This window comes from Candidatus Methylomirabilis limnetica, from assembly GCF_003044035.1.
GTDB classification, from domain to species: domain Bacteria; phylum Methylomirabilota; class Methylomirabilia; order Methylomirabilales; family Methylomirabilaceae; genus Methylomirabilis; species Methylomirabilis limnetica.
Map to the genome: position 1 here is coordinate 33,379 of NZ_NVQC01000030.1, position 23,538 is coordinate 56,916.

Annotated in this window: 18 protein-coding genes; 3 read left to right on the forward strand and 15 right to left on the reverse strand. The window is 58.3% G+C overall.

Annotation, left to right across the window (positions count from 1 at the left end; all coding sequences use genetic code 11):
• Positions 1–357: 357 nt before the first annotated feature.
• From CLG94_RS11495 to glnD, 12 genes are all read right to left on the reverse strand, one after another.
• Positions 358–1,683: a hypothetical protein gene (locus CLG94_RS11495; protein WP_107563681.1), complete on the reverse strand. Its 1,326-nt coding sequence runs from the start codon at positions 1,681–1,683 to the stop codon at positions 358–360.
• Positions 1,680–2,537 (reverse strand): PilW family protein, encoded by an 858-nt coding sequence (locus CLG94_RS11500; protein WP_107563683.1) that lies wholly within the window; start codon positions 2,535–2,537, stop codon positions 1,680–1,682. Before CLG94_RS11500 ends, CLG94_RS11495 begins: the two co-directional genes overlap by 4 nt.
• Positions 2,538–2,550: 13 nt before the next feature.
• Positions 2,551–2,991 carry a type IV pilus modification PilV family protein gene (locus CLG94_RS11505; RefSeq protein WP_107563685.1) on the reverse strand — a complete coding sequence of 147 codons (441 nt, stop codon included), beginning with the start codon at positions 2,989–2,991 and terminating at the stop codon, positions 2,551–2,553.
• 11 nt (positions 2,992–3,002) lie between these two features.
• The gene (locus CLG94_RS11510) at positions 3,003–3,473 is read right to left on the reverse strand and encodes a GspH/FimT family pseudopilin (RefSeq protein WP_107563687.1); all 471 of its coding nucleotides are present in this window, start codon (positions 3,471–3,473) and stop codon (positions 3,003–3,005) included.
• A gap of 127 nt (positions 3,474–3,600) precedes the next feature.
• Positions 3,601–4,071 (reverse strand): type II secretion system protein, encoded by a 471-nt coding sequence (locus tag CLG94_RS13820; RefSeq protein WP_107563689.1) that lies wholly within the window; start codon positions 4,069–4,071, stop codon positions 3,601–3,603.
• Between the two features lie 650 nt (positions 4,072–4,721).
• Positions 4,722–6,143, reverse strand: a complete 1,422-nt coding sequence (locus CLG94_RS11520) for a sigma-54-dependent transcriptional regulator (RefSeq protein WP_107563691.1) — start codon at positions 6,141–6,143, stop codon at positions 4,722–4,724.
• A gap of 172 nt (positions 6,144–6,315) precedes the next feature.
• Positions 6,316–7,995 carry a two-component system sensor histidine kinase NtrB gene (locus CLG94_RS11525; RefSeq protein ID WP_107563693.1) on the reverse strand — a complete coding sequence of 560 codons (1,680 nt, stop codon included), beginning with the start codon at positions 7,993–7,995 and terminating at the stop codon, positions 6,316–6,318.
• A gap of 79 nt (positions 7,996–8,074) precedes the next feature.
• Positions 8,075–9,286 carry a type II secretion system F family protein gene (locus CLG94_RS11530; protein ID WP_107563695.1) on the reverse strand — a complete coding sequence of 404 codons (1,212 nt, stop codon included), beginning with the start codon at positions 9,284–9,286 and terminating at the stop codon, positions 8,075–8,077.
• A 133-nt stretch (positions 9,287–9,419) separates the two neighbouring features.
• A complete protein-coding gene (locus CLG94_RS11535) occupies positions 9,420–10,499 on the reverse strand; it encodes a type IV pilus twitching motility protein PilT (protein WP_107563697.1) in 1,080 nt (359 codons plus the stop codon).
• A gap of 159 nt (positions 10,500–10,658) precedes the next feature.
• A complete protein-coding gene (pilB, locus tag CLG94_RS11540) occupies positions 10,659–12,356 on the reverse strand; it encodes a type IV-A pilus assembly ATPase PilB (RefSeq protein WP_107563699.1) in 1,698 nt (565 codons plus the stop codon).
• Between the two features lie 88 nt (positions 12,357–12,444).
• Positions 12,445–13,302, reverse strand: coding sequence for a shikimate dehydrogenase (locus CLG94_RS11545; RefSeq protein WP_107563701.1), 858 nt, complete (start codon positions 13,300–13,302; stop codon positions 12,445–12,447).
• A gap of 374 nt (positions 13,303–13,676) precedes the next feature.
• On the reverse strand, positions 13,677–16,475 hold the full coding sequence (gene glnD / locus CLG94_RS11550) for a [protein-PII] uridylyltransferase (protein WP_107563703.1): 2,799 nt from the start codon (positions 16,473–16,475) through the stop codon (positions 13,677–13,679).
• A gap of 458 nt (positions 16,476–16,933) precedes the next feature.
• On the opposite strand from glnD, the gene CLG94_RS11555 reads away from it, so the two are divergent.
• The gene (locus CLG94_RS11555; protein WP_107563705.1) at positions 16,934–17,362 is read left to right on the forward strand and encodes a HemJ family protein; all 429 of its coding nucleotides are present in this window, start codon (positions 16,934–16,936) and stop codon (positions 17,360–17,362) included.
• A gap of 90 nt (positions 17,363–17,452) precedes the next feature.
• Complete coding sequence (locus tag CLG94_RS11560) at positions 17,453–18,226, forward strand: alpha/beta hydrolase (protein ID WP_161954161.1); 774 nt, start codon at positions 17,453–17,455, stop codon at positions 18,224–18,226.
• A gap of 264 nt (positions 18,227–18,490) precedes the next feature.
• Here the strand turns inward: CLG94_RS11560 and CLG94_RS11565 are convergent, their stop codons facing one another.
• The 3 genes from CLG94_RS11565 to CLG94_RS11575 all read right to left on the reverse strand — a co-directional run bounded on the left by CLG94_RS11565 (position 18,491) and on the right by CLG94_RS11575 (position 22,472).
• Entirely contained in the window at positions 18,491–20,416 is a 1,926-nt protein-coding gene (locus CLG94_RS11565; RefSeq protein ID WP_107563709.1) for a sensor histidine kinase, read from the reverse strand.
• A gap of 34 nt (positions 20,417–20,450) precedes the next feature.
• Positions 20,451–21,314, reverse strand: coding sequence for a J domain-containing protein (locus tag CLG94_RS13825; RefSeq protein ID WP_107563711.1), 864 nt, complete (start codon positions 21,312–21,314; stop codon positions 20,451–20,453).
• Positions 21,315–21,515: 201 nt separating this feature from the next.
• The gene (locus CLG94_RS11575; protein WP_107563713.1) at positions 21,516–22,472 is read right to left on the reverse strand and encodes a CbiX/SirB N-terminal domain-containing protein; all 957 of its coding nucleotides are present in this window, start codon (positions 22,470–22,472) and stop codon (positions 21,516–21,518) included.
• Positions 22,473–22,703: 231 nt separating this feature from the next.
• Here CLG94_RS11575 and pgeF point away from each other — a divergent pair, with 231 nt between their 5' ends.
• Positions 22,704–23,471, forward strand: a complete 768-nt coding sequence (gene pgeF / locus CLG94_RS11580) for a peptidoglycan editing factor PgeF (RefSeq protein WP_161954162.1) — start codon at positions 22,704–22,706, stop codon at positions 23,469–23,471.
• Positions 23,472–23,538 lie beyond the last annotated feature (67 nt).

Sequence of the window (23,538 nt, forward strand, 5' to 3'; positions counted from 1 at the left end):
TGCTCAAGATTACTGATAAGCTTTCCAGTGAGAGATTGTCTGGCAATGGAAGCTGACCTTAGGTTAACGTTTTCCGTTCGTGCTGAGCCTGTCGAAGCATGATCAAGGGTTTGCAGAACAGGCTCGCTGGCCTGTAGGATAGCAGTTCCTGCACAGGTTACCAACCCTAAAGCTGTAACACAAGAATAAGATTGACAGCGTAACCCGTTCACTTGCCTGTCATTGCGAGCACCCGAAGGGTGCGCGGCAATCTCAGCACAACATTGCGAGATTGCTTCGCTACTCTCGCAATGACGGACACATGAACAGATTGGGCCGTCAATGCTTGTTGCTATTCTTGGGCTGTAACGGAAGGGTCTAGAGTCCCCAGGACAGGAATCGGAGTGGGCCTTGAAGGGGCGGATTGGCGTCGCACTTGTAGGTGAGCCCGATATTGCCGCTCACGATGTTGTTGTTGGCATTCACGAGGCTGCCGACCGTATTAGGGGCGTTTTCACCAACGATGAATCCGGTAAAGGTCCCATTGCCGTGGAGATAGAACTGTTCGTGAGCTGCGATCACCCCGTTGTACCCATTGCTCGGGGTACCGTTGATCTCGATATCACGGCCTGAATAAAAGAGCGTATCGGAAACGGTATAATTCGCGTCGGCTTGTATCGTCGGCTTGCCCTGGATGTCGATATCACCGGTGGCAATAAGGGTGGTTTTCCACGGCGTGGCGTCAGAGCCTGGACTGCCTACCACCGTGGCGTTTCCCTCTAAGTAATATGTGCCGTTACAGTCTGGTAGGACTGTGTTATCGTTGAATGTCCACTGAGCGAGGGGGGTACCGGAGGTGTACGTCCATCCACAGTAACTGCCGTTATCGGCCAGGGTTGTGATCAGGGCGTCGCTGCCGTCGAGCACCTCCCCGTTCGCCTTCATCTGAATCAGGTGATCTAAGGGGGGGGCGCCCATGCCCATTGGGTTAGTCTTCAGGTCTGCCAGGAAACCAGCCGGATCGATGTGCGGAAGCGGCTCTGTTGGTGCGTGATCCCTGATGCCACCTGTAACATTCACGCTGCCGCCGTTCACCTGGACGGGGTCAGCATCGTTGGGATCACCATTATCGGCCTCTGCGGCGTAGCCCAAAATTGTCGTATTGCCGCCCAGGGTAAGATCCCCGTTGGAATGAACGTTCCCGCATTGCCCATTCGTTGCTGAAACGAATGAGCTGCCCCCAATGGTCAGGTCACCGTTGGCCACGATGGCGTTCCGGGATTGGTAAAAGGTGCTCATAACAGCTCTGCGAATCTGTTGAGACCCTCCGATGGCGCTGACGCCAGTTGACACCACCCTCCATGTCCAGAGGCCCGCCGCCTGGTACTGAACAGTGTAGTTTCCTGCTCCGCCCAACGGCGTATTGGCCTCGATGCCTGGGACAGGCTGAGGAGGATAGGCGGCGTTTGTCGGGAGGCTTGCGCGTGAGGTGTTCCACAGAACGTTGACCCTATTAAAAGTATGCTCCAGTCCGGCCTCGGCCAGAAAGAACGCCTGAGTCCCGCGGAGATGGTTGCTGGCAATCTGGACTTCGGAGCTCCCGACAGCCAAGAGCGCGGCCGAGAGCGCCCCCAGGACGACGAAGGCCATGAGCGCGAGCGGGAGAGCCACCCCACGATTATCGCCAAACCGCTTATGCCTCATGGCAGACTCCTCGGCTTCACCCTGGTGGTCATCTGGCGTGAGCTGCTGTCTGGATCCTGACAGGAGGCGGCGGGGGTCCGTTTTATACAGACTGTGAGGTCGATCTGGATCTCCCTGATAAGGGCTGGATCCGTAGTCGGCGTCACCCCGTTGGAAAGGAAATAGAAGAAGGTCAGGCCTGAGACATTGTCAACTATAGGATCGGCGCCGCTTCCGCCCTGAGTCCTGGTGAGACAAGTCAAAGTGGGGCACGTAGAAGTGGCACTTGCATTTCTGGTATAGGTAATGATCTTGACATCCCGGACAAGACTGCCCGCGGCGGAATAGGGTGAACTGAGGGCTGAGGCAAGGGTAAGAGTGCTGCCGTTTATGTCCGTAATCTGCTTGACCTCCCGCCTACCCCCATTGGCGATATAGATATAATCGTTGTCAGCCGGATTCTGATACACCTTGAACGCATCGCCGGTTTGCCCTGCCGTTATGCTCAAAGGAACAGAATTCCCAGTGGTTGTGGGACTGGGTGTCGCCTCAGCACCATTGATCACGGAAGAGTCGTCCACGTTCGCCCTAAAGGTTATGCTGGTAGGGGTGGCAGCAGTGATCGCGTTGCAGTTGGGCAGCGGCGCGCAGGAAGCCCCAACCCAGTATGAGCCTATCAGCCTGAGTTCGCTTGCCATGCGATCGAGGCCTGCCCTCGCGCCGAGCTGGGCATCCTCCAAGGCGGTGGCCCGGGTGTAGATGCCCTGAGAGACCTGATAGACTCCGACGATACCTCCGGCAACCATGCCCACGATCGCCAGGACGATCAACAGCTCAACCAGGGTGTACCCCTCTGCCCTCGTGTGGCGCCTCATGATCCGTGTCCCCTTACGGCCTCGCGGCGACGAGCGTACTTATATTCATGCTCTCCTGGTTCGCTCCCCGCTCCGTGGGAAGAGTGAAGGCCACGGTGACGGTTACCCGCTTGGTATCCGCGGCCGGGCCGTCCACGACTCTCACCTGCCTATTGAAATTGGGAAAGCCGTTGACGGGGGTTTCATCCGTGAAGCCAAGCGGGGGGTTGCCTGGAGCAAAGGGGTCGGCCCCCACCCGGTACTGGACTCGCTTCACCTGTTCCAGCCGGTCCTGGGCGAGCATGGTCGCCGTCGACAGATAATAGCCTCGCGTAACGGCGGCCTGGCCGAATGGGAAGGTGCCGGCGATCCCGCCGCCTTGAAGCGCGGTCGTCGCCGCCACCCCTAAGAGTGCGATGGTAAGGATCGCGAGGGCAATCAGGACCTCGACGAGGGTGAATCCGCGATCTCGCATCTCGCTCCTCCTTACTCGATTCGAATGCGGCCCGAAGAGGCAACGACGACATCCAGGGCTGACGTGCCCTGGGAGTTCTGCACGGTGATGGTCCCTCCGCCAGCGGTCCCGAGCCGGTTAAAGGTCGGGTTGGCGGTCGGGTTGGTGAGTCGAGCCTGGTTGACCAGTCGCCTGTAGCCCTGACCATCGGTTCCAGGGCCGGTCCATACCACATTGTCGCTGGTCCTGACAAAGCGTAGTCGATTGTTGTCCGGCTCGATCTCTACGCGGTAATCGGTGTTGCGTGCGATGGCAAGCTCGCGGGCCTGGTGGAGCAGCGCCGCCAGCTCCTGGGACGCTCCCCGCGTTTCACTCGCCCTGAGAAAGGTCATAAACAGGGGGGTGGCCATCATGCTGATAATCCCGATGATCGCAATAACGATCATCAGCTCCACGAGGGTAAACCCCCGTTGACCATCCACTCGACTCTGCCGAAAGACCATCTGAACACCCCTTCGCCTCAGAGAGATGGCTCACCACTGTGAGACAGCCTCCACGCCGTCCCACAGTGGCACGTGCGGAAGAAAAGGGAAACGGGGGAGAGGCTCTCGCCTCTCCCCGTCAAAGGCTTTACGGACAGGTGACCCCGCCTCCGCTGTTGGCACCGGTGTCGTCACCTGTGGCGCAGACGACAAAGGCCCCCGGAATTACGGCGCCACCGGGAGCCGTGCCATTGGTATAGGTGTAGCCTACCGCTGGCAACGGCCACGCGGGGGTACCACCTGGGGGCGGAGTTGGGATGCCCGCCATGAACGGCCCAGCAGACAGCCCCTGAGGGTTCACCGCGGCGGCAGCGAGGAGGAGAAGGCCTGCAGGCCCAGATGCAGGAGGCGCCCCCATGTGGGCCGCGTAGGCGCTGACGGCGCCGCCGAGGGTTCGGGTGTCTGCCTGGGCCTTGGCGACCCGCGCTCCCCTCTGGACATTGGCATACATCGGGATGGCGATCGCCGCCAGGATACCGATGATCGCCACCACGATCATCAACTCAATCAACGTGAATCCACCTTTCCGTCCGATCAGTTTCTTTCTCAGGGGCTCCATTTCTCTTCTCCTTTACCGTTAAGGTTCACCGACTCAACAACAACTCTCTGGCTTCTCTACGTTGCAGGCGCCGTGCCATCTTGACTTCGACACCCCTGCTGATCAAAATTGTTATGGCCCCAGGGCTATCCGTGCATCATGAAAATCCCCCCCAACCCCCCTTTAATAAAGGGGGGAACCCGAGGGGGGATTTTAGTCGTGGGCGATTTTCTGGGTAAGGGGATGAGATGACGCCAAGCCGGCAGTATCAGGGCAGAAGAGACTGGTGGATGACCTAAACCTACGGAGAGGTGACAAAAAGTGTCAGGTGACTGACGATTTGGGGGAACTACTCAGGTGTTTAGGCTGTAGGCTGAAAGCTCTAAATGATCTCGCAAGGCACGAATCAAGCCAGTAAAGAACCCCCCCCCAGCAAGCTGGGGGGCATCGTCTTCTGTTCTGGCCCGTCATTCCGTGCTTGACACGCCTGCCCCGTACTGGATACGGGGGAATCCAGTCGGACCCCCTGGATACCGGCGCCTGCCCCGGACTCCGATCCGGGGTCCGCCGGTATGACGAACTCGCGGCACGCCGCGGGGAATGAACCCCCAGTGGATTCAAGGTCTTGTCGGAGTTTTGTATGATCACGCATGACTTACCCCTAAAAGCCTTCAGCCTTCAGCCTTCAGCCTATCTACCTTGTAGTTACCGTGGGCTTTGGATATGCCGTACTTCTTGGCCTTGTAACGAAAGGCGCGAAAGGTGAGATTGAGGAGTTCTGCAGCCCTGCTCTGGACCCATCCGGAGCGCTCGAGGGCTTGGAGCATCAGATCTTTCTCGATTTCCGAGACGGTGTTTTCCAGGTCGATCCCCTCCGGCGGAAGGGTGAAGGTCCAGAGCTTTTGCTGCCCGTTACCCTGACTCTCTGTCCTCACCTGCATGGGGATGCTGGTCGGTGTCAACTGATCGGTGGTCTCGAGGGCGACGGCCCGTTCGATGACATTTTCAAGTTCCCTGACGTTGCCAGGCCATCGATGCCGCATCAGGATCTCCATGGCCTCCGGTGCGATCGAAGCGGGTCCTCTCCGCTGGTGAAGCACGCACTGGGCCAGCAGATTGTTCGCCAGCAAGGGGATATCCTCCGTTCGCTCACGAAGCGGCGGCAAGGGGATCGGGATCACATTCAGCCGATAGAACAGGTCTTCACGAAACGTGCCGTCGACGATTGCCTTCGCCAGATCCTTATTCGTGGCGGCAATGAGACGGATATCCACCTCCTGGTCCTCCGTTCCCCCGACCCGCCTGAAGGTCCGCTCCTGCAAGAATCGAAGGAGCTTGACCTGCAGGCTCGGGCTCATCTCGGCGATCTCGTCCAACAGTACGGTACCGCGATTGGCCACCTCGAATAGCCCGGCCTTGTGCGAGACCGCCCCGGTGAATGACCCCTTCACGTGGCCAAACAGCTCGCTCTCCAACAATTGCTCGGGAATGGCCCCGCAATTGATGGCAAGAAACGAGTTGTCAGCCCGAGGGCTCGCATAGTGGATGGTTCTGGCCACCAGCTCTTTTCCTGTTCCACTCTCTCCCGTGATCAGGATGGTCGAATCCAGTCCGGCGACTCGGCTGATCAGCTTATACAGCTCGATCATCTTCGGGCTTCGGCCGATGATCCCCGTAAGCTGCGCTTCTTCAGGCATCGCCGGCTGGGCGGTCTGATCGCGCTGTTTTGCCCGGCGCTTTGCCAAAGCCTTTTCCACCACCAACCGGATCTCGTCAATTCGGAACGGCTTGGTAATGTAGTCATCAGCCCCCAAACGCATGGCCTGAATCGTCGAATCCGAAGAGGCGTACGCCGTCATCATGATGACGGGGAGATGCGGATGTGTTTCTCGTATTCCAGCCAGAAGGCCGATTCCATCCACATTCGGCATACGAACATCAGAGATCACCAGATCGGGGGGCTGGTGCGCGATGAGCTGAAGCGCCTGCTCGCCATCAGAGGCGGCGATCACACGGTACCCCTGATGTTCCAGAAGGACGGTGAGGAACTCACGCATCCCCTGCTCGTCATCGACGACCAATATCGTTGCCATTACGTAACTCCTCAGGTAGATAGGCTAAAGGCTGGTAACTACTCAGGTGTTTAGGCTGTAGACTGAAGGCTGTTAGTCGTTGCGCATGGACCGAATCAAGCTATTCAAAACCTTCTCGGTTTCTACCCCTAAAAGTCTTCAGCCTTCAGCCTTAGGTCTTAGGTCTTAGGTCTTAGGTCTGTTCATCCGGGGCCTGTTTGAGCAAGACCCTGAAGGTTGACCCGCTCCCCTCTTTACTGATCACCTCGATCCGACCGCCGATATTGTCGATGATCTTCTGCGTAATGGCAAGCCCAAGGCCTGTACCGCCAGGCCTCGTCGTATAGAATGGATCAAAGATCCGTTTGAGCTCTCCTGGCGAGATCCCCCGTCCTGTATCAGTCAACTCAATCGCCACCCAGCCGTCGCCGTTTGTAGATCCATGACGGCGGATGGCAAAGCTGAGCTGCCCGCCCATCTGCATGGCCTGAATCGCGTTGAGCCCAAGGTTCCAAAGCGCCTGTTTTAACTGATCAGGATCACCTGCAGCCATAACCTCCTCGGCCTCCCGCTGAATGGAAAAGGTCACTGGGTGGGCGCTATCGCAACTCTTTTCCAAGAGCAAGACCGCCTCTGCGACCAACGCCACGAGATTGCACCGCTTCTGTGATGCCAGGGTCGGCTTGGCAAAATCCAAAAACTGCCCCGTCACCAATTTCAATCGCTCGGCCTCGCGAAGAACAATATCGAGCAGTTGAGGCTTGGCCGTTCCAGCTTCCTTCATCAGCTCAATACAGCCGCTGATCGCGGCCAAGGGATTCCTGACTTCGTGCGCCAGTCCGGCCGCCAGTTGTCCCGCCGCCGCAAGCCGGTCGGCTTGGCGAAGCCTGGCCTCCGTCTTTTTCCATTCCGTCAGGTCCTGAAAGATGCCCACGAGACCTACGAGCCTGCCCTCAGACGACTTCAGCGGTGTCAGGTTGATCCCGACCGGGATAGATTGGCCATCCTGACGCTTAATCTCAAACTCCTGGGAGAGTCCGCCAAAGGTGGGTGTGGGGGCAGAGAAGAACGTCTCAAGTTGCTTGATCTCTCCAAAAGGGGTCTCTCGCCAGCTCTTATCTCGTATCTGTTCGGCCGTGATGCCGATGATCCTTTGCGCGCTCTGGTTCAACGACACGATCTTCCCCTCGAGGTCCAGCGTCACGATCCCGCTCGGGATTTGCTCGACGACGTCCTGGTGAAGGGTCCGCAGATTGCGGAGGTCGATCCGTCGCTCTTCCAGCTCGCGACCCGCCTCTTTGAGCCGCCCGGCAAGTTGGCTGCCCAGGAGAGCCACAAGAAAAAACGTCACGCTGTTGACGAAGAGCTGCAAGAGCGCGTATGCGGGATCGTGCGCGGTGCTTCCCGTGGAGAGGAATTGCGCCCGATTCGTAAGTCCATAGAGCTGGAGATTAATTAGTACTCCATAGAGAATAGTGCTTCCGCCGGCGAGCAACAGGCTCGATCGTCGGGACAGGAGGATGGCCGCGGCCAGGACCGGAAAGATGTAGACAAACGCAAAGAGACTCTCGATCCCGCCGGTATAGTGCACCAGGGCAGTGACCAGGACGACGTCGATCCAGACCTGCAGGCCACAGAGCCGCCTCAGCCGCGTGGTGCGGTTCAGCGCGCGCAAATAGAGGACGGTGAGAAGGCAGGCGCAGGCGATGAAGACAAAGAGGGGGGTAAGTGCGAAGGGAGGATGTTCCCGGAGGGCGAGGAGGCCTGCTGAGCCTAAAAACAGGAATGCGACGAGGAGCCGGAGGCCGATCAGCCACTTGATCTGTCGTCTCAGCGCGGCCTCTTCCGTCGAAAGCGTTTCTGTGCTGAACATCAGCTCTCAAGAGCAGCTATCAGCTATCAGCTAGAACAAGCAGGCTGAGAGCTGACGGCTGATAGCTGATTGCTGTCGTTCATTTTCCTATCACCGTCACCATCTTGAAGATGGGCAGATACATCGCCACGATCATGCCGCCCACGACCACTCCGAGGAACACCATCAGTATCGGCTCAATCAGGGCGGTCAGATTTGCGACCGCTTGATCGACCTCGGCATCGTAGAAATCGGCAATCTTCTCCAACATCGAGTCCAGCGCCCCGGCCTGTTCCCCAACGCTGATCATCTGTACGACCATGGGCGGGAAGACCTTGGAGGCCTTCAAGGGATCGGCGATGGTCTTCCCTTCAGTGATACTCACGCGGGTCTTCATGATCGCCTCTTCCACAACCTTGTTCCCGGCGGTTTTCGCCGTGATATCCAGTCCGTCAAGAATGGGGACCCCGCTGGCGATCAATGTCCCAAGGGTCCGCGTAAACTTTGCAACTGCCACCTTCCGTAATAGCGGTCCGAATACCGGGATCCGCAGAAGTAGCCCATCAACAGTCCTCCTACCCGTCTCCGTTCTATAACTGAGCCGAACTCCAAAGATCCCTGCGATGAAGAGGCCGAGAATGGCCAGGATATATGTCTGAACGAGGCGACTCAGCTCCATGACAATTCGAGTTGGCAGGGGAAGCTCGACCTTTGCCCCCTCGAACAACTTCACGAAGGTCGGAATGACGAAGACTAGCAGAAAGATGACGACACCGATGGCAACCGTCACGATCGTGCTGGGATAGATCAGGGCCCCTTTGACTTTCCGCCTAAGGGTCATTGCTTTCTCAATGTACACCGCCAGGCGGTTCAGGATCGTGTCGAGCAGCCCTCCGGCCTCGCCCGCCTCAACCATGTTGGCGTACAGCGAATTGAATGCCGTCGGATGGCGTTTGAGGGCTGCCGCGAAGGTCGAGCCCCCCTCCACATCCTCTCTGACCTCGGTGAGGGTTTTCTTGAACTGTTTATTCTCCTGTTGGGATGCCAAGGTATCCAGACATTGCACCAGGGCGAGTCCGGCGTCCATCATGGTGGCAAGCTGGCGGGTGAAAACGGTCAATTCTTTCTCCTTCACCTTCCTGCCGAATCCGGGAATATTGAGCTCGATCGACTTAGACTGCGGCTTGACGGAAATCGGAAAGATCCGTTGTTGGCGGAGCCCCGCAACCACTGCCTCCATGGTCTTGGCCTCCATCTTCCCGGCAACCACCAGGCCCGCTTGACTTCGTCCGCGATAGGCAAAAATCGGCATGATATACCTCGTTCAAAGTTCAACGTTCAACGTTCAAAGTTAAGAGTCTTTACGCCTTGAACCTTGCACGTTGAACATTGCACCTTGAACCTTGAACCTCGAACATTGAACGTTGAACGTTGAACGTTGAACCCTAGACCCTGCTTTTTTGCTGCGCCCGCTGGATCATCTGGGTCAGTTCGTCAGGCAATGAGCTCCTGAGCATCGCCTCTTCCAGTGTGATGTTCCGCCTCAAATAATGCCCAAGGAGCGACTGGTTCATCGTCTGCATCCCGAATTTATCTTGGCCGGCTTGCATCGTGGAGTAGATCTGGTGGATCTTGTCTTCTCGAATCAGATTGCGGATAGCAGGGTTCGGGATCATGACCTCCAATACGAGCACACGCCCCTGGCCATTGCTCTTGGGGACAAGCGCCTGGCAGAGCACTCCTTCCAGGACGAAGGAGAGCTGGGCGCGGATTTGCGGCTGCTGATTTGCGGGAAAGACGTCGATGACTCGGTTGATGGTTTCCACGGCCGAGCTGGTATGCAGCGTCGCGAACGTCAGGTGCCCGGTTTCTGCGATAGTGAGGGCCGCAGCAATTGTCTCCAGGTCCCGCATCTCTCCGATGAGGACCTTGTCGGGATCCTGCCTCAGGACTCTTCTCAATGCCTCCGCAAACGATTGGGTGTCGGAGTGAACCTCGCGCTGGTTCACGATGCAGCTTTTATGATGGTGCAGGAATTCGATGGGGTCTTCGATGGTGACGATGTGCTCATGGTGCTCAGAGTTGATCTTATCAATCATGGTGGCCAGCGTGGTCGATTTCCCGGAGCCGGTCGCTCCGGTGACGAGGATGAGCCCCTTCGGCTTCTCACAGAGATCGGCCACAATCTTGGGCAGGCCCAATTCCTCGAAGGGGCGAATAGCGTATGGGATGGCTCGGATTGCCATCCCTACGGCTCCTCGCTGATTATAGAGATTGGCGCGGAACCTGCTCAAGTCCTTAATTCCGAAGGAGAGGTCGAGCTCTTTCTCTTCTTCAAACTGCCGTTTCTGGGCGTCAGTCAGGACGCTATAGGCCAAGCTTTTCGTTTCTGCTGGGGCCAGTGGCACATCCCCAAGAGGCAAGATTCGGCCGTGTACGCGCAACATCGGTGGGACGCCCACGGTCAGGTGAAGATCGGAGGCGCCGCGATCAAACATCTCCTTCAACATCTCGTGCAGATTCATGACTCACGCCCTCAACTAGGTGTCCAGGCTGAAGACTGAAGTATATCAATCATCACGCAACGCTCGAATCAAGCCATTCAAGACCTTCTCGGTAACTCTTCTTTCGGAAATCCTGTGGTTACCCCTAAAAGCCTTCAGCCTTCAGCCTATCTACCTATATTAAAAGAAACTGGTGACCCGAACGACCTCCGCGACGGTGGTGACGCCTTCCCGAATCTTTTGCAGGCCGCTCTCCTCCAGGCGCCTCATCCCGTACTTGGCTTGAAGCAGACGAAGCTCACTGATGGAGGCGCCATTCAGGATCGCCTCCCGAATCTGTTCGTTTAGCAGCACTACCTCGTAGAGGCCGATCCTGCCCCGATAGCCGGTGTCACGACAGGCGTTACACCCCTTTCCCTGATAGCAGGTCAGAGTCTTCGCCTCCTGCGGACTGAAACCGATGTCCGTGAGGGTTGAGACGGGAACCTTGACCTCCGTCCGGCACTCCGCGCAGAGTCGTCGGACCAGACGCTGGGCGAGCAGCAGGTTGAGCGAGGCGCTCACCAGATACGCCGGCACGCCCATGCTGATAAGCCGCCCCACCGTACTGATCGCGTCGTTGGTATGGACTGTGCTCAGCACCAGGTGGCCGGTCAGGGCGGCCTTGATCGCGATCTCGGCCGTCTCGGCATCGCGGATCTCTCCCACCATGATGATATCCGGGTCTTGTCGGAGGAACGACCTGAGTAGGGACGCAAAGGTCAGGCCGATATCCGGCTTTACCTGAGCCTGGTTGATCCCGGTCAGGTTGTATTCGATCGGGTCTTCTGCGGTCATGATGTTGGTGCCGAGACTGTTGAGCCGGTTGAGCACCGAATACAGCGTGGTCGTCTTCCCGCTCCCGGTCGGGCCGGTCACCAGGATCATGCCGTGCGGGGCGAGGATGGCCTTTTCGAGCCTGACCAGCTCCTCAGGCTCGAGCCCGAGCTTGCTCATGTCCAATTCGATGCTCGCGCGGTCCAAAAGTCGCATGACCACCTTCTCGCCGAACAGCGTCGGGACTGTAGAGATCCGAAGGTCCAGCTCCCGCTTTTGCATCTTGACCTTGATCCGCCCGTCCTGAGGTATGCGCCGTTCAGCAATATCCAATTGCGCCATGATCTTGATGCGAGAGATGACCGCGGCGTGCAGCGTTGTGGGCGGGGACATCACCTCATAGAGGATGCCGTCGAGTCTGAAGCGAATCCGGAATGCCTTCTCGTAGGGCTCCATGTGAATATCAGAGGCGCCCTTGTTGATCGCGTCGGTCAGGATGAGGTTGACCAGCTTCACCACCGGGGCGTCTTCGGTGGATCGATACAGCTCGGCCAGATTAGTTTCCCCACGATTCGGCTCGTCGCTCACCAGCTCCGTTTGCTGAAAGTCCTTGACCAAGCCCTGGGCGACTTCGGCAGAGTTATAGTATCTATTGAGGGTATTCTGGATCGTGGCTTTCGGGGCGACCATCGGTTGTATGTTGTGGCCGGTGATGAATCTGAGTTCATCGATGGCACCGAAGTCGGACGGGTCCGCCATAGCAACCGTAAGGCTGCTCCCGGACCAACTCAGAGGGACGATCTGATGCTTACGAGCCACCTCGCCAGAAATGAGATTGAGGACAAGAGGATCGATCTTGATCGTGTTCAGATCAACGGACGGCACCCCATACTGGCGGCCTAGACACGATGCGATCTCATCCTCGTCGATATACCCGAGCTTGGCGAGAACCACTCCAATCCGCCCGCCGGTAGTCTTCTGCTTTGCGAGGGCCTGATCTAACTGCTCGGGCGTGATCAGGTTGGCCTTCAGCAGCATCTCGCCCACTCGTACCTGTGCCATGCATCTATCCTTTCTTGCCTAGCGCTATCGCATCACAACTAACTCAGGCATTAGCATCAAACCATGATCTTATTATACCTCGGATAAGTCAAGCAATCGCAGCAACGAGGGCTTGCCGCATAGCCTCCTCTGAAGGCTTTTGCCCGGTCCACAGCTCGAAGGCCAAGGCGCCCTGGTACAGCAACATCCCCAGTCCACCCATAACCTGACACCCCCGCTTCGTTGCCTCTCGTAGCAACGCAGTCTCCAGTGGCCGGTAGATCAGATCGTACACCAGCATCCCGGGCTGAAGAAGGCTCGGGTCGATCGACGGAGGATCTGAAGGGCTGAGCCCAACCGATGTGGTATTGACCATCAGGGCACAGTTTCTCACCCTGGCCGGCATCCGAGGATCGTCAAGTCCCAGTCCGACGGCCGAGACCCCGGTTTCCCGGTTCACGAACTCAGCCAGCGACTGCGCTCGCTCGATGGTCCGGTTGACAATAACGATCTCTTCAGCGCCAGCCTCGGCCAGGCCGACGGATACAGCCCGTGCCGCCCCGCCTGCCCCAAGGATGACAGCAGGCTTCCCGCGCGGGAGATAATCCGCCTCCTCATGAAGCGATCGGAGAAACCCCTGTCCATCAGTATTGGCTCCGAGTAGACGACCGCCTCTGGCAACAACCGTATTGACCGCGCCCACCGAGGCGGCCTCTTTTGTCAGGGTATCGACCAACACGGCGGCCTGCTCCTTGTGGGGAAGCGTGACATTCGCGCCGCCGAAGTTTTCCATCCCGCGAAGTGACTCGAATGCGGTCGGCAAGTCGGCGCTCTTCACCCGCCATGGAATATAGAGGCCATCGATTCCGGCCGCCTGGAGTGCGGCGTTCTGCATAGCCGGCGAGAGGCTATGCTCCACAGGATCACCGAAGAGGACGAACACCTTTGCTGCGGCAGTAAATCTCATTTGTAACTACTCAGGTAGATAGACTGAAGACTGAAGGCTTTTAGGGGTAGATACTGAGAAGGTCTTGAATCTGCCGGGGGTTCATTCCCCGCGGCTTGCCGCGAGTTCGTCATACCGGCGGAAGCCGGTATCCAGGGGCCCCTACTGGATTCCGTGTCAAGCACGGAATGACGGGCCAGAACAGAAGACGATACTCCACAGCTTGCTGCGGGGTAGTTCATTCGTGCCTTGCGAGATAATAATTTATAGCCTTCAGTCTTCAGCCTAAACACCTGAGCAGTTACCCTCATTTCAGCCTTCAGCCTTCAGCAAAAACAGTCCTCAGCTTTTCCTTGCCTTGCTGATGGCTGATCGCTGACTGCTGAAAGCTGTCTTTAATTTAACCCCTCCGAGAGGGCCCGCTCCAGTTCGAGTCCGATCTGCTCTCTCCGCCCCTCATCCAACAGCTTGCTCCCGTCCTTATTTGTCACATAAAAGACGTCCACAACCTGTTCGGCCTCGGTCATGATCTTGGCGGAACGCAGATCCACACCGAGATCAGAGAGCGTGCTGGAGATGAGATACAGGAGTCCCAGCCTATCACGTGTACGGACATCCAGGACGGTGTAAGCCTCCGCGACCACGTTGTCAAACTCCACTTTGGTTGGGGGTAAGGCGCCCTTATGGATTGGTTGGACCAGGACTGCTTTCCTGCGGCTCTTGATCAGCTCACGGACAGCCACCCCGCCCGTGAGAACATCCCGCAGGTCCGCCACGACCCGATCCCAGACGGTCGCGTCCTCAATGGCCGCGCCGCCCCCATTGTCGACCCTGAAGTGCCGGATCACCATCCCGCTTGTCAGGGTGAAAATCTGGGCGCTCAGAATATTCATCCCATTTGCGGTGAGTATCCCTACAGCCTGAGCGAACCGCCCGTGGCGGCCATAGGCGCAGAGGGTAAACTCCGAGTAGCCGGCCAACGGAAATGCCGCCCATACGCTCACCGCCTCTTCACCCCGTTTCACGCGCTGGATCAAGCGCACGTGCGAGGCGACCTTGTGAAATGAAGTCGTGAGCAGGTACCGTGCAGGCGCCTCTTCCAGGTGCCTTTTCACCGCCTCCACGCCGAACTCCGGTGATAGTTCCTGGGTGAGCTGGGATTTGATCCGCTCGGCGCGAGCCAGATCATCCTCACCCTCCGGGATGCCTCTGATGAGGATGGTATGGGTCTTCATGTACAGTTCCCACAGCAGCGTCCCTTTCCATTCGGTCCAGACACCGGGCCCAACCGCCTTGATGTCGGCGTAGGTGAGCAGGTACAGCATCTTCAGCCGATCGGGTGTCTGCACCTTTTTGGCAAAGTCGATCACGATGGCCTCATCGTCGAGGTCCAGGCGCTGGGCGATGTGCGACATCTCCAGATGACGCGCCACTAAGAAGCGGATAGCTTCAGCATCCGGCTCCGGGATGCCCATCCGCACCAGGCTCGCCTCGACTAAGGACGCCCCCTTGTGCACGTGGTCGGCCCCTTCCCCCTTGCCGATGTCATGGAGCAAGAGCGCCAACCGGAGGATTTCCAATCTCTTCGCATCAGATGCGATCGAACGAAACTCTTCGCCGTAAAATCTTGAGATCTCATCCAGATGTTCAAGGGTTTCAATGGCCAGGAAGGTGTGCTCATCCACCGTATACCGATGGTAGAAATCGAACTGGATCAGGCGGGTGAGCTTGGCGAACTCCGGGATATAGGTTCCGAGCACTCCAAGTTCATGCATGCTCCGAAGCGTCGCGGCTACCCCCTTCGGTTCTCGAAGGATGGCCAGCAAGAAGCCCAGGGCCCGGCTCGATCGCCTCACCCCCTCATCGATGAGATGCGTATCGGCTCTGATGTAGTCCTTAATCTCCTGGCTCAGCGTGTATCCCATTTGCTGCGCATACCAGAAGACCTTCAGCAACCGGACAGGGTCCTCCCGAAACAGGCCCCGATTCTTCGGCGTCACATGGATGCAGCGATCGATCTGCGTCAGATCGTCGCCGATATCGCGAGCCTTCAGCTTCCGCATCACCATCTCTATCTGCGACCTCCCTTGCGTACAGCGCAAGATCAATTGCTGTGACAACTGTGAGATATCCTTTGCGGCCAGATAATACTGCTGCATGAACTGTTCAACACCGTAAGAGCCGGCCGTGCCCAGGAACCCAAGGTTGGCCGCCACCTGTTCCTGCATAGACAGCGAGAGCACGTCGTTCTTGCCTCGATAGAGATAATGGAGTTCATTGCGCAGGCGGAGCATGAAATCCAAGACAAGATCCCATCGTTCTCTCTCCTCCTGATCGAGAAGCCCTTTCTGCACCAGCTCGGACGGCACGCCCACGCGCTGGGTGATCCGGGCAATCCAGATGGCAGCGTGAAGATCCCTCAGACCCCCGAGGCCTTCCTTGATGTGCGGCTCTTGCACGTAGATAGACGCGCCGTACCGGTAGTGGCGTTCACGCGTTTCCTGAAGCTTTCGCTTGACGAAGGTGGCGGCTTGCTTGTAGAAGACCGATCGCTCCAACTTGGCGCTGAACGCCTGATAGATCTCCGGCTTGCCGGCAAGGTATCGGCCCTCCATCATAGCAGTGCTGGAGGTCAGGTCCGTCCGGGCCATTCGCACGCAGTCATCAATGGAGCGGCAGCAATGCCCCACTACGAACCCGACATCCCAGAGGGTGCTCAAAACCGGGTGGAGGATCGTATTCAGGTAGGCATCGGCCCTGCGTGGGTAGACAAACATAAGGTCCACGTCGGAGGCCGGATTCATCTCCCGCCGGCCATAGCCACCTAGCGCAATCAGCGCACACCCGTCACTACCCTGTCGGAGACCGGGATCGCAGGCCGCCTCCGCCAGTTGAAAGAGCGAGGTCACCACCACATCCGTAAGTGTGGTGATGGATCGAACTACCTCCTGCCCGGTTCCCCCATTTCGATGGATCTGAAGAATCCTGGCCTGCTCATCGGCGATGAACCCTCTGAGAGCTGGAATCAGGCCGGAGGCCGCATGGTTCCCTTGCAGCACGGACTGCAGGGCACCGGTCAGCGCCGAGAGCTCGACAGAAGAAAGAGGTATGTCGCCGGCAAGAGCAACGACATTCGCCCGTCGGTTTCGTAGTATTGCAAAACGACCCTTCGCTATGGCCTGGAAGCGCTTCATCCTTGAACCCCGTCAGTCGCCACTAGTATAGGCAGGCCTGCCGGACAGGGTCAAGGCCAATATGCCAGGGAAAAAGCTATCAGCGCTCAGCGCTCAGCCGTCAGCTCCAGACAAATCCCCCCTTTGCTAAAGGGGGGTTGGGGGGGGTTTCGTACGCCGTGGTGCGGCTTGGCCCATGGAGTGTTACAACGCGAATTTGGAGTTGACACGGATGCCCCAAGGACGTATCTTTTGCACTCGTGCACACGACACAGAGCGTAACTATTCAGGTGGATAGACTGTAGTCTTTTAGACTGTAGGAACGCGCACAGATGAGCCAGGCGTTTTCTGAATGCGACGCGAACATGATGGAGACCGAAAAGGTTCTGGGCGCCTTGATTCGGTACATGCGCAACGGCTAACAGCCTTCAGCCTTCAGCCTAAACACCTGAGCAGTTACACGAGACGCTTGAAAGGGGATGACTATGCTAGGACTCCAGATTGCGGTTACCCTCCATCTTGTAGGGATTATCTTTTGGGTCGGCGGCCTGGCGGCCAGGCTGGTCCTTCTCAATTCTGCTCAGTCCGGCGCCAACGAAAGCGCACGATCTCAGTTCCGCCGGCTCCAGCAAGGGATTCATTTCCTGATGGAGATACCCGGCTCCGTGATTACCCTGCTGGCCGGAGGGTTCCTGATCCATGCCGCCCAGGTCAACTTCCACCTACCTTGGTTCAGGATCAAGATCGTGTTAGTCCTCGGCCTGATCGTGGTTGAGCTGCTCGCCTCGCGCCAGATTAAGGCCTTCAATGTGAGCGGCCGGGCGGGGCAGGCCGCAGCGCTCTTTGCGAGCCTCGTTGTGTTCACCCTGCTGACGCTGGTAGCCGTTAAACTAAGATTTTATTTTTGAATTTTGAAGAAGGCATGGTCACACCCAGGGTCTGCAACTACGCGATCGGCTCCGGTTGTGCTGCTGAGCCTGTTCCTCACCGGAGGGTGCGTGGGGGCGATAGAAAACAGGTTCATCTTCTTCCCTGACAAGCAGATTGAAGCGACGCCGCGCTCCTACGGCCTGGCCTATGAGGAGATCTACTTTAAGACAACAGACGGGTTGAACCTCAATGGCTGGTGGATTCCAGGGACCGGGTCGCCTCTCACAATCCTCTGGTTCCACGGCAACGGCGGTAATATCAGCCACCGGCTGCACAACATCAAGCTCCGCCATGACCTGTTGGGAACCAACATTTTCATCTTTGACTACCGCGAATACGGCCGGAGCGAAGGCCGGGCGTCAGAAGAGGGAACCTATCGGGATGGTGATTCAGCGATCCAATATCTGCATGCCCGAGGGGACATAGACCCGACCAAAATCGTCTTCCTTGGCGAATCGCTCGGGAGCGCCGTAGCGGTAGAGATGGCGACCCGACATGGCTGCGCCGCCCTGATCCTGGAGTCGCCCTTCCTGTCCATCCCGGAGATGGCAAAGGCGATCTTCCCGCTCCTTCCGATCGGTTCGTTCCTTCAGACCAGGTACGACACCTTCTCGAAGATCGGGCAGGTCAGGGCTCCTCTTCTGATCGTCCATGGTGAGAACGACGAGATCGTTCCGTTCCAGCAGGGCCGACGCCTCTTTGAAGCCGCGAGAGAGCCGAAGGAGTTCTACGGCATCAAAGGCGCCCACCATAACGACCTCTACATGGTTGGCGGTAAGGCCTACCTGGAGACCCTCAACCGTTTCCTCAGCAGGGTGATCGGAAACGAACCCTCGCCGTAAGCGCAATACTGTTCACTTTAGCCGTTCGCGGTGAGCCTGTCGAACCACAATTACCCTTCGACAAGCTTAGGGCAAACGGTTGGGAGGACCTATTACTCAGAGCATAAAATAGCTTGCCTCCCCCCTTTGCAAAGGGGGGTAAGGGGGGATTTGAACGATCGGTAAATCCCCCTCAATCCCCCTTTCGTAAAGGGGGAAGTTGCTGAAGATGTTGTGCGAGAGTGCAATCTATTTCATGCTCCCCGTAATAAGTGAACAGAGGGCTTATGGCACCAGTGGGAAGCGTACCGTGAAACTGCTCCCGCGACCCTTGCCCTCTGAGGTGGCCCAGATCCTGCCGTCGTGTAGCTCAACGAGCCGCTTCGTGAGCGCAAGACCGAGGCCGGTCCCATGGTACTGCCTGGCGAGGCCGGGGTCCAGTTGGGTAAAGGGCTGAAAGAGCTTGATCATATCCTCCGCCGTGATCCCGATCCCAGTGTCTACAACCGAAATCTCCACGAAGTCAGGAGATTTCGGGGTTTCGGGTTTCGGGTTTCGGGTTTCGGGTTGAGAACTCGAAACTGGAAACTCGAAACTGGAAACTCGCCGCGCGGTGACCGTAACTTGGCCCCCTTCAGGGGTGAACTTGATAGCGTTGGAGAGGAGGTTGTAGACGATCTGCTTGAATCGGACGGAGTCGGCAGTGAGGAGAGTCGGAGCGGTTTCCGCGTGCAGCGTGAGGGTCAGGCGCTTTCGGTCGGCCATCGGCCAGACATCAGCGAGGGCGGCCGTGAGCGCTTCGTCGATGGCGAAGGGCTCCGGGTACAGATCGAGCTTACCTGCCTCGACCTTGGCAAGGTCGAGGAGGTCGTTGATGATGACGAGCAGGTGCTTGCCGCCTGTATAAATGTGGGTGAGGTACCGGGCTTGCTTCTCCTCGAGCGGCCCGATGGTCGGGCCTCGCAGGATCTCCGAGAAGCCGATGATCGCGTTCAGTGGGGTCCGCAGTTCGTGGGACATGTGGGCCAGGAACTCGGACTTGTGGCGGGAAGCCGCTTCGATCTGCGCGTTGACCGCACGCAGCTCTCGCGTCCGGTCCTCGACGGTGGCTTCGAGCTCGCCGGCGTGGCGTCGCTGTGCCTCCTCACTCTGTTCCAGGGCGGTGATATCCTGCTTAGTCGCGCGAACGATCACCATCCCCAGCCACACCGCGAACGCGATCACAATCGAGATGAAGCCGATCGTCTTGATCTGTCCACTCCGCAACGCGGCGATGCGCGCCTGAAGCGCCCCCTCCAGATCGACCATCGCTTTATCGAGCAGCGCGAACTGACCGTCAATCGCCTGGGTGAATAACGCGAAGTAATCGGTCGGCGTATAGCTTAGCCTATCGACTTCCACCACCTGGGTCCTGGCGAGATGTGCCGCCATCTGGGCGAGCGCCATGCTTCCCTGTGCGATGTGGCCAAGGTCGGCCTTCATCTGGGGATTCAGGGCCACCGCCTTGCCTAACTCGCGCGCCATGTACTCGTGTTGCCTCTCGACGTTGCTGATGAGACCGATCAACTCAGTGCGGTCCGCAAGTGTAATGCGCCTCTCTGCCAGGAGGAGCATGCCACGCGCCCGCGCCTGACCGAGGAATTCGGTCAACTGTGGCATGTGGACCAGCAGCGCCATGGTGAGGTGGTAGTCATTACCGGTTGGGTCGTACGATAAACCGAAGTAATCCAACATGAGATCGAGCAGCTTCAGGTTGTCGCCAATGATAGCCGTATGCTTGGCAAAACTCTCCTGACCGGTGATCGAGCACGAGGATACGCCGCTCGCAAGCCCCCTCCAGGCTTCGACCGCCCCGCGCCAGATGGCGGTTAGCGCGGGATCACGGATGTCTGACGCCACAATCGCGTCGAACGCCTCGACCGCCTTGTCAGCTTCAGTTTGTTTGGCGGAGCGTTGCGCTTCCATCGTCGTGCTCCCGCCCAGGACGCCGGATGAGAGCCCGCGGTGCTGCTGAAGCAACTGTACCACCCTCAGCAGCGCTTTCGACGGCGCGATCCCGATATACTTCCGACCCGCCGATTGCAGAGCCCTGCTGCTTTGCACCATGTACATGGTAAGCGGTGCCGCCACCAGGGTAAGGCCCACCAGCCCGAACCCGAGCACCAACCTGGTTCTTATTGTCAGGCGGTTATTGAACCACTGCAGCCGCATGGTATAGCGCCAACTCCACAAGGATACGCCTGCGCTAAGTGACTGTCACCCGCAGGTAGAGGTCGCCACGCGTCCCCTTCTCACCCTCAAGCCCTTTCCCCTTCAGCCGCAGCCGCGTCCCGGATCGGATGCCCGGTGGGATCGTGACCATCAGCTCCTCGAGCTGGTCGGTCCGCATGAAGGTGACCCGCTTCTGGGTGCCGGACGCGGCCTCCTGAGCGGTGATGGTCAGATGGTATCGAAGATTCGGGTCACCCTCGGCAGGGTCCGGATCTCCGGATATCAGCCGTTTCACCAGGTCAAAACCGGCCTTGAGCCCACGACCGATCGCTGACCACCCGCCCTGTGATTGACTCTCGCCCAGCCCCTCTTGGCTCCGAGTCTGGTGGACCGCCGACATGCCTCCTCGACGATCAACCGCCATTCGAGAGGCGCGTCGCAACAGCACGCCGATCGGCGCACCCATAAAGACGCCGCCGAAGACAAAACCCCGGCCGCCGAAGAAGACCTGGCGAACGAAGGCGTCATCGAAGCGGATGCCGGCCCTGGCGAATTCACGGTTCATCTCAGCAAAGATCGACGACATAGCAGGATTGGAGAGAAGATCCCGGAAGATATCCTCCTGGGAGTACCGAAATCCGCCGCCGGCGGCGCCTGCCCCAGTGTGGGCCTGGCGGAAGGTATCGTATTGCCGCCGCTTCTGCGGATCCATCAGAACGGCATACGCTTCGCTGATCTCTTTAAACCGCTCCCCCGCCTTGGGATCACCCGGATTCTTATCGGGGTGGTGCTGTAATGCGAGCTGCCGATACGCCTTTTTCAGCTCCTCCTCTGTGGCGTTTTGTGAGACGCCAAGGATGGCGTAATACTCCTTTCCATTGTCGCGCAACCGGGCCATGCCTATGCCTTACCCCCCCACCTTCGTCCTCCCCCTCCGAGGGGGGAGGAGTCCGCGTGAAGTGTCCCTTCCCCGCACCCAGAGGGTACCCGAGGTGAGGAGCCAGCGTATAGTGTCCCTTCCCCCCTTGAGGGGGAAGGATAGGATGGGGGGTAACGATGCATTTTCGTAGACCGTGGTGCGGCCGTACCACATGGGGTGTTACTCCGGTTCCGGGTAAAGCGCAAGATAATCCTTAATTGCGTCGTGCGCGCTGCGGAACGCCAGATCCCCCCACGGAATCTCAGTCGGATGGAATATCCTCGCATCGAGCGCTTCATCCTTCGCGGCAAGCTCGCCACCCACCACGCGCGCGGCGTAGACGACGATCACCACCCCTGAGTCCTCATAGGAGTAGACATTCAGGAGCCGATCGATCTCGACGTCGAGGTTGACCTCTTCCCGAGTTTCTCGGACGGCTGCCACCTCGACCCGCTCACCTCGATCGACGAAACCGCCGGGAAAGACCCATTTTCCGTAAGCCGGGGAGATCGCTCGCTGGACCAATACGATCCCACCATCGAGCATACACAGGGTGCCGGCAGCAACCTTCGGGTCATGATAATGGACGAAAGAGCAGCTCCGACAGGCCTGAAGCTCCGGCCCGTCCGGTTTCATCCGCCTGGGCGTGAGCGGCAACCCACACCGCGGGCAAAATCGGAACGAGGCATCCGATCTGTGCAGATGGTCCTGAGGGTGTTTATCCTCGTCGGTCACCTCTCGTTCCAATGGAACCGCGCAGATCGGATTGTCGCCTTCGGGCTCAGCGATCCGTTCCAGAATTACCTCACCGATCTTCGAATGCACGCCCAGAGGTTTGGTGATCCGGCAGGCGATCCCGGGGTGCCGGCTGGCCGCCTGCTTGACAAGGGCGGGAATGCCGGTGGTGACGTGATGCCCTGGCCCAAGGAAGTAGGGGTGTACGATCACCTCATCTGCCCCATCGGCGACGCAGGCATCAAAACCTTGCTGAATAGTCGGCTCCACCAGCTCCATGTGAGCATAGTGAACGATGCGCAGGCCGAAGCGCTCCCGCATCACCTCTGCGACCTCACGGAGAAGCTCGTGTGATCCAGCGCGGCGGCTACCGTGATCGACAATGAGAAGGGCTTGCTTCATTACGTCGGATTATACTACGCAGGGCAGCGGGTGACAATCCTGGTCGCTGGGCAGACCCGTTCCCGCACCAAAGTTTGACACGCCTTCGGTGTTTTCCTTAGAATACGTCATGGCTCTCCTGGCCACCCATACATCATGAACCCCCCCCAGCCCCCCTTTAGGGAAGGGGAATCGAAGGGGGTTTGTCTGAGGCTGATAGCTGAACGCTATTTCCTGAGGAGTAGTTCCAATATGAAGATCCTTCGTCTGGAAGTCCCGCGCTGGGAACGATTTGACGGCTTAATCCATGGCTTTCTCGGCCGCTTCAGCGGCCAGGACCGGCCGCCCAATACCGCCTTTCGCCTTTCATGCGATGACGGAGACGATCCTCAAGCCGTCAAACGCAACTGGTGCGAGCTCAAGCAAGCGCTTAGCTTGCCGCGAATCACGATTATCACGGCCAGGCAGGTCCACGGGGACGCCGTTCTGAAGGTTTCACGCGGCGACGACAAACTGGCCGGGATTGGGGATGGGCTCATGACCGATGCGCCCAACCTCTGCGTAGGGGTGATGACGGCTGATTGTGTCCCACTCCTATTCGTAGAACCTACTCGAAAGATTGCCGCTGCGGTCCATGCCGGCTGGCGGGGGACGGCTGCAGGCATCGCCCCACGTGCGGTCACGTTGATGAAAGAGGTGTACCGGATCGACCCCGCTGCGCTTCATGTGGCGATGGGACCGTCCATCGGCCCCTGCTGCTACGAGGTGGGAACAGAGGTCGCGGAGCAGATCGCGATGCACTGGAGAGAGGAGCTCATGGACGCCTGGAGGCCCGAGGGGGTCAAGGGCCGCCTTGATCTCAGGGCACTTAACGAGGCCCAGCTTCTAGGCGCAGGCATTCCTCAATCGCACATCAGGAAGATCGGCCCCTGTACGGCCTGCCACGTCGGGGATTTCTTCTCCTACCGGAAAGAAGGAAAGAGCGGCCACCAGTTAAGCTTCATCGGCTGGCGAGGGTAGATCGCGAATTCAGACGCGCTCTGAAGAATGAACCTACCCCGCAGCAATCTGCGGGGTATCGTCTTCT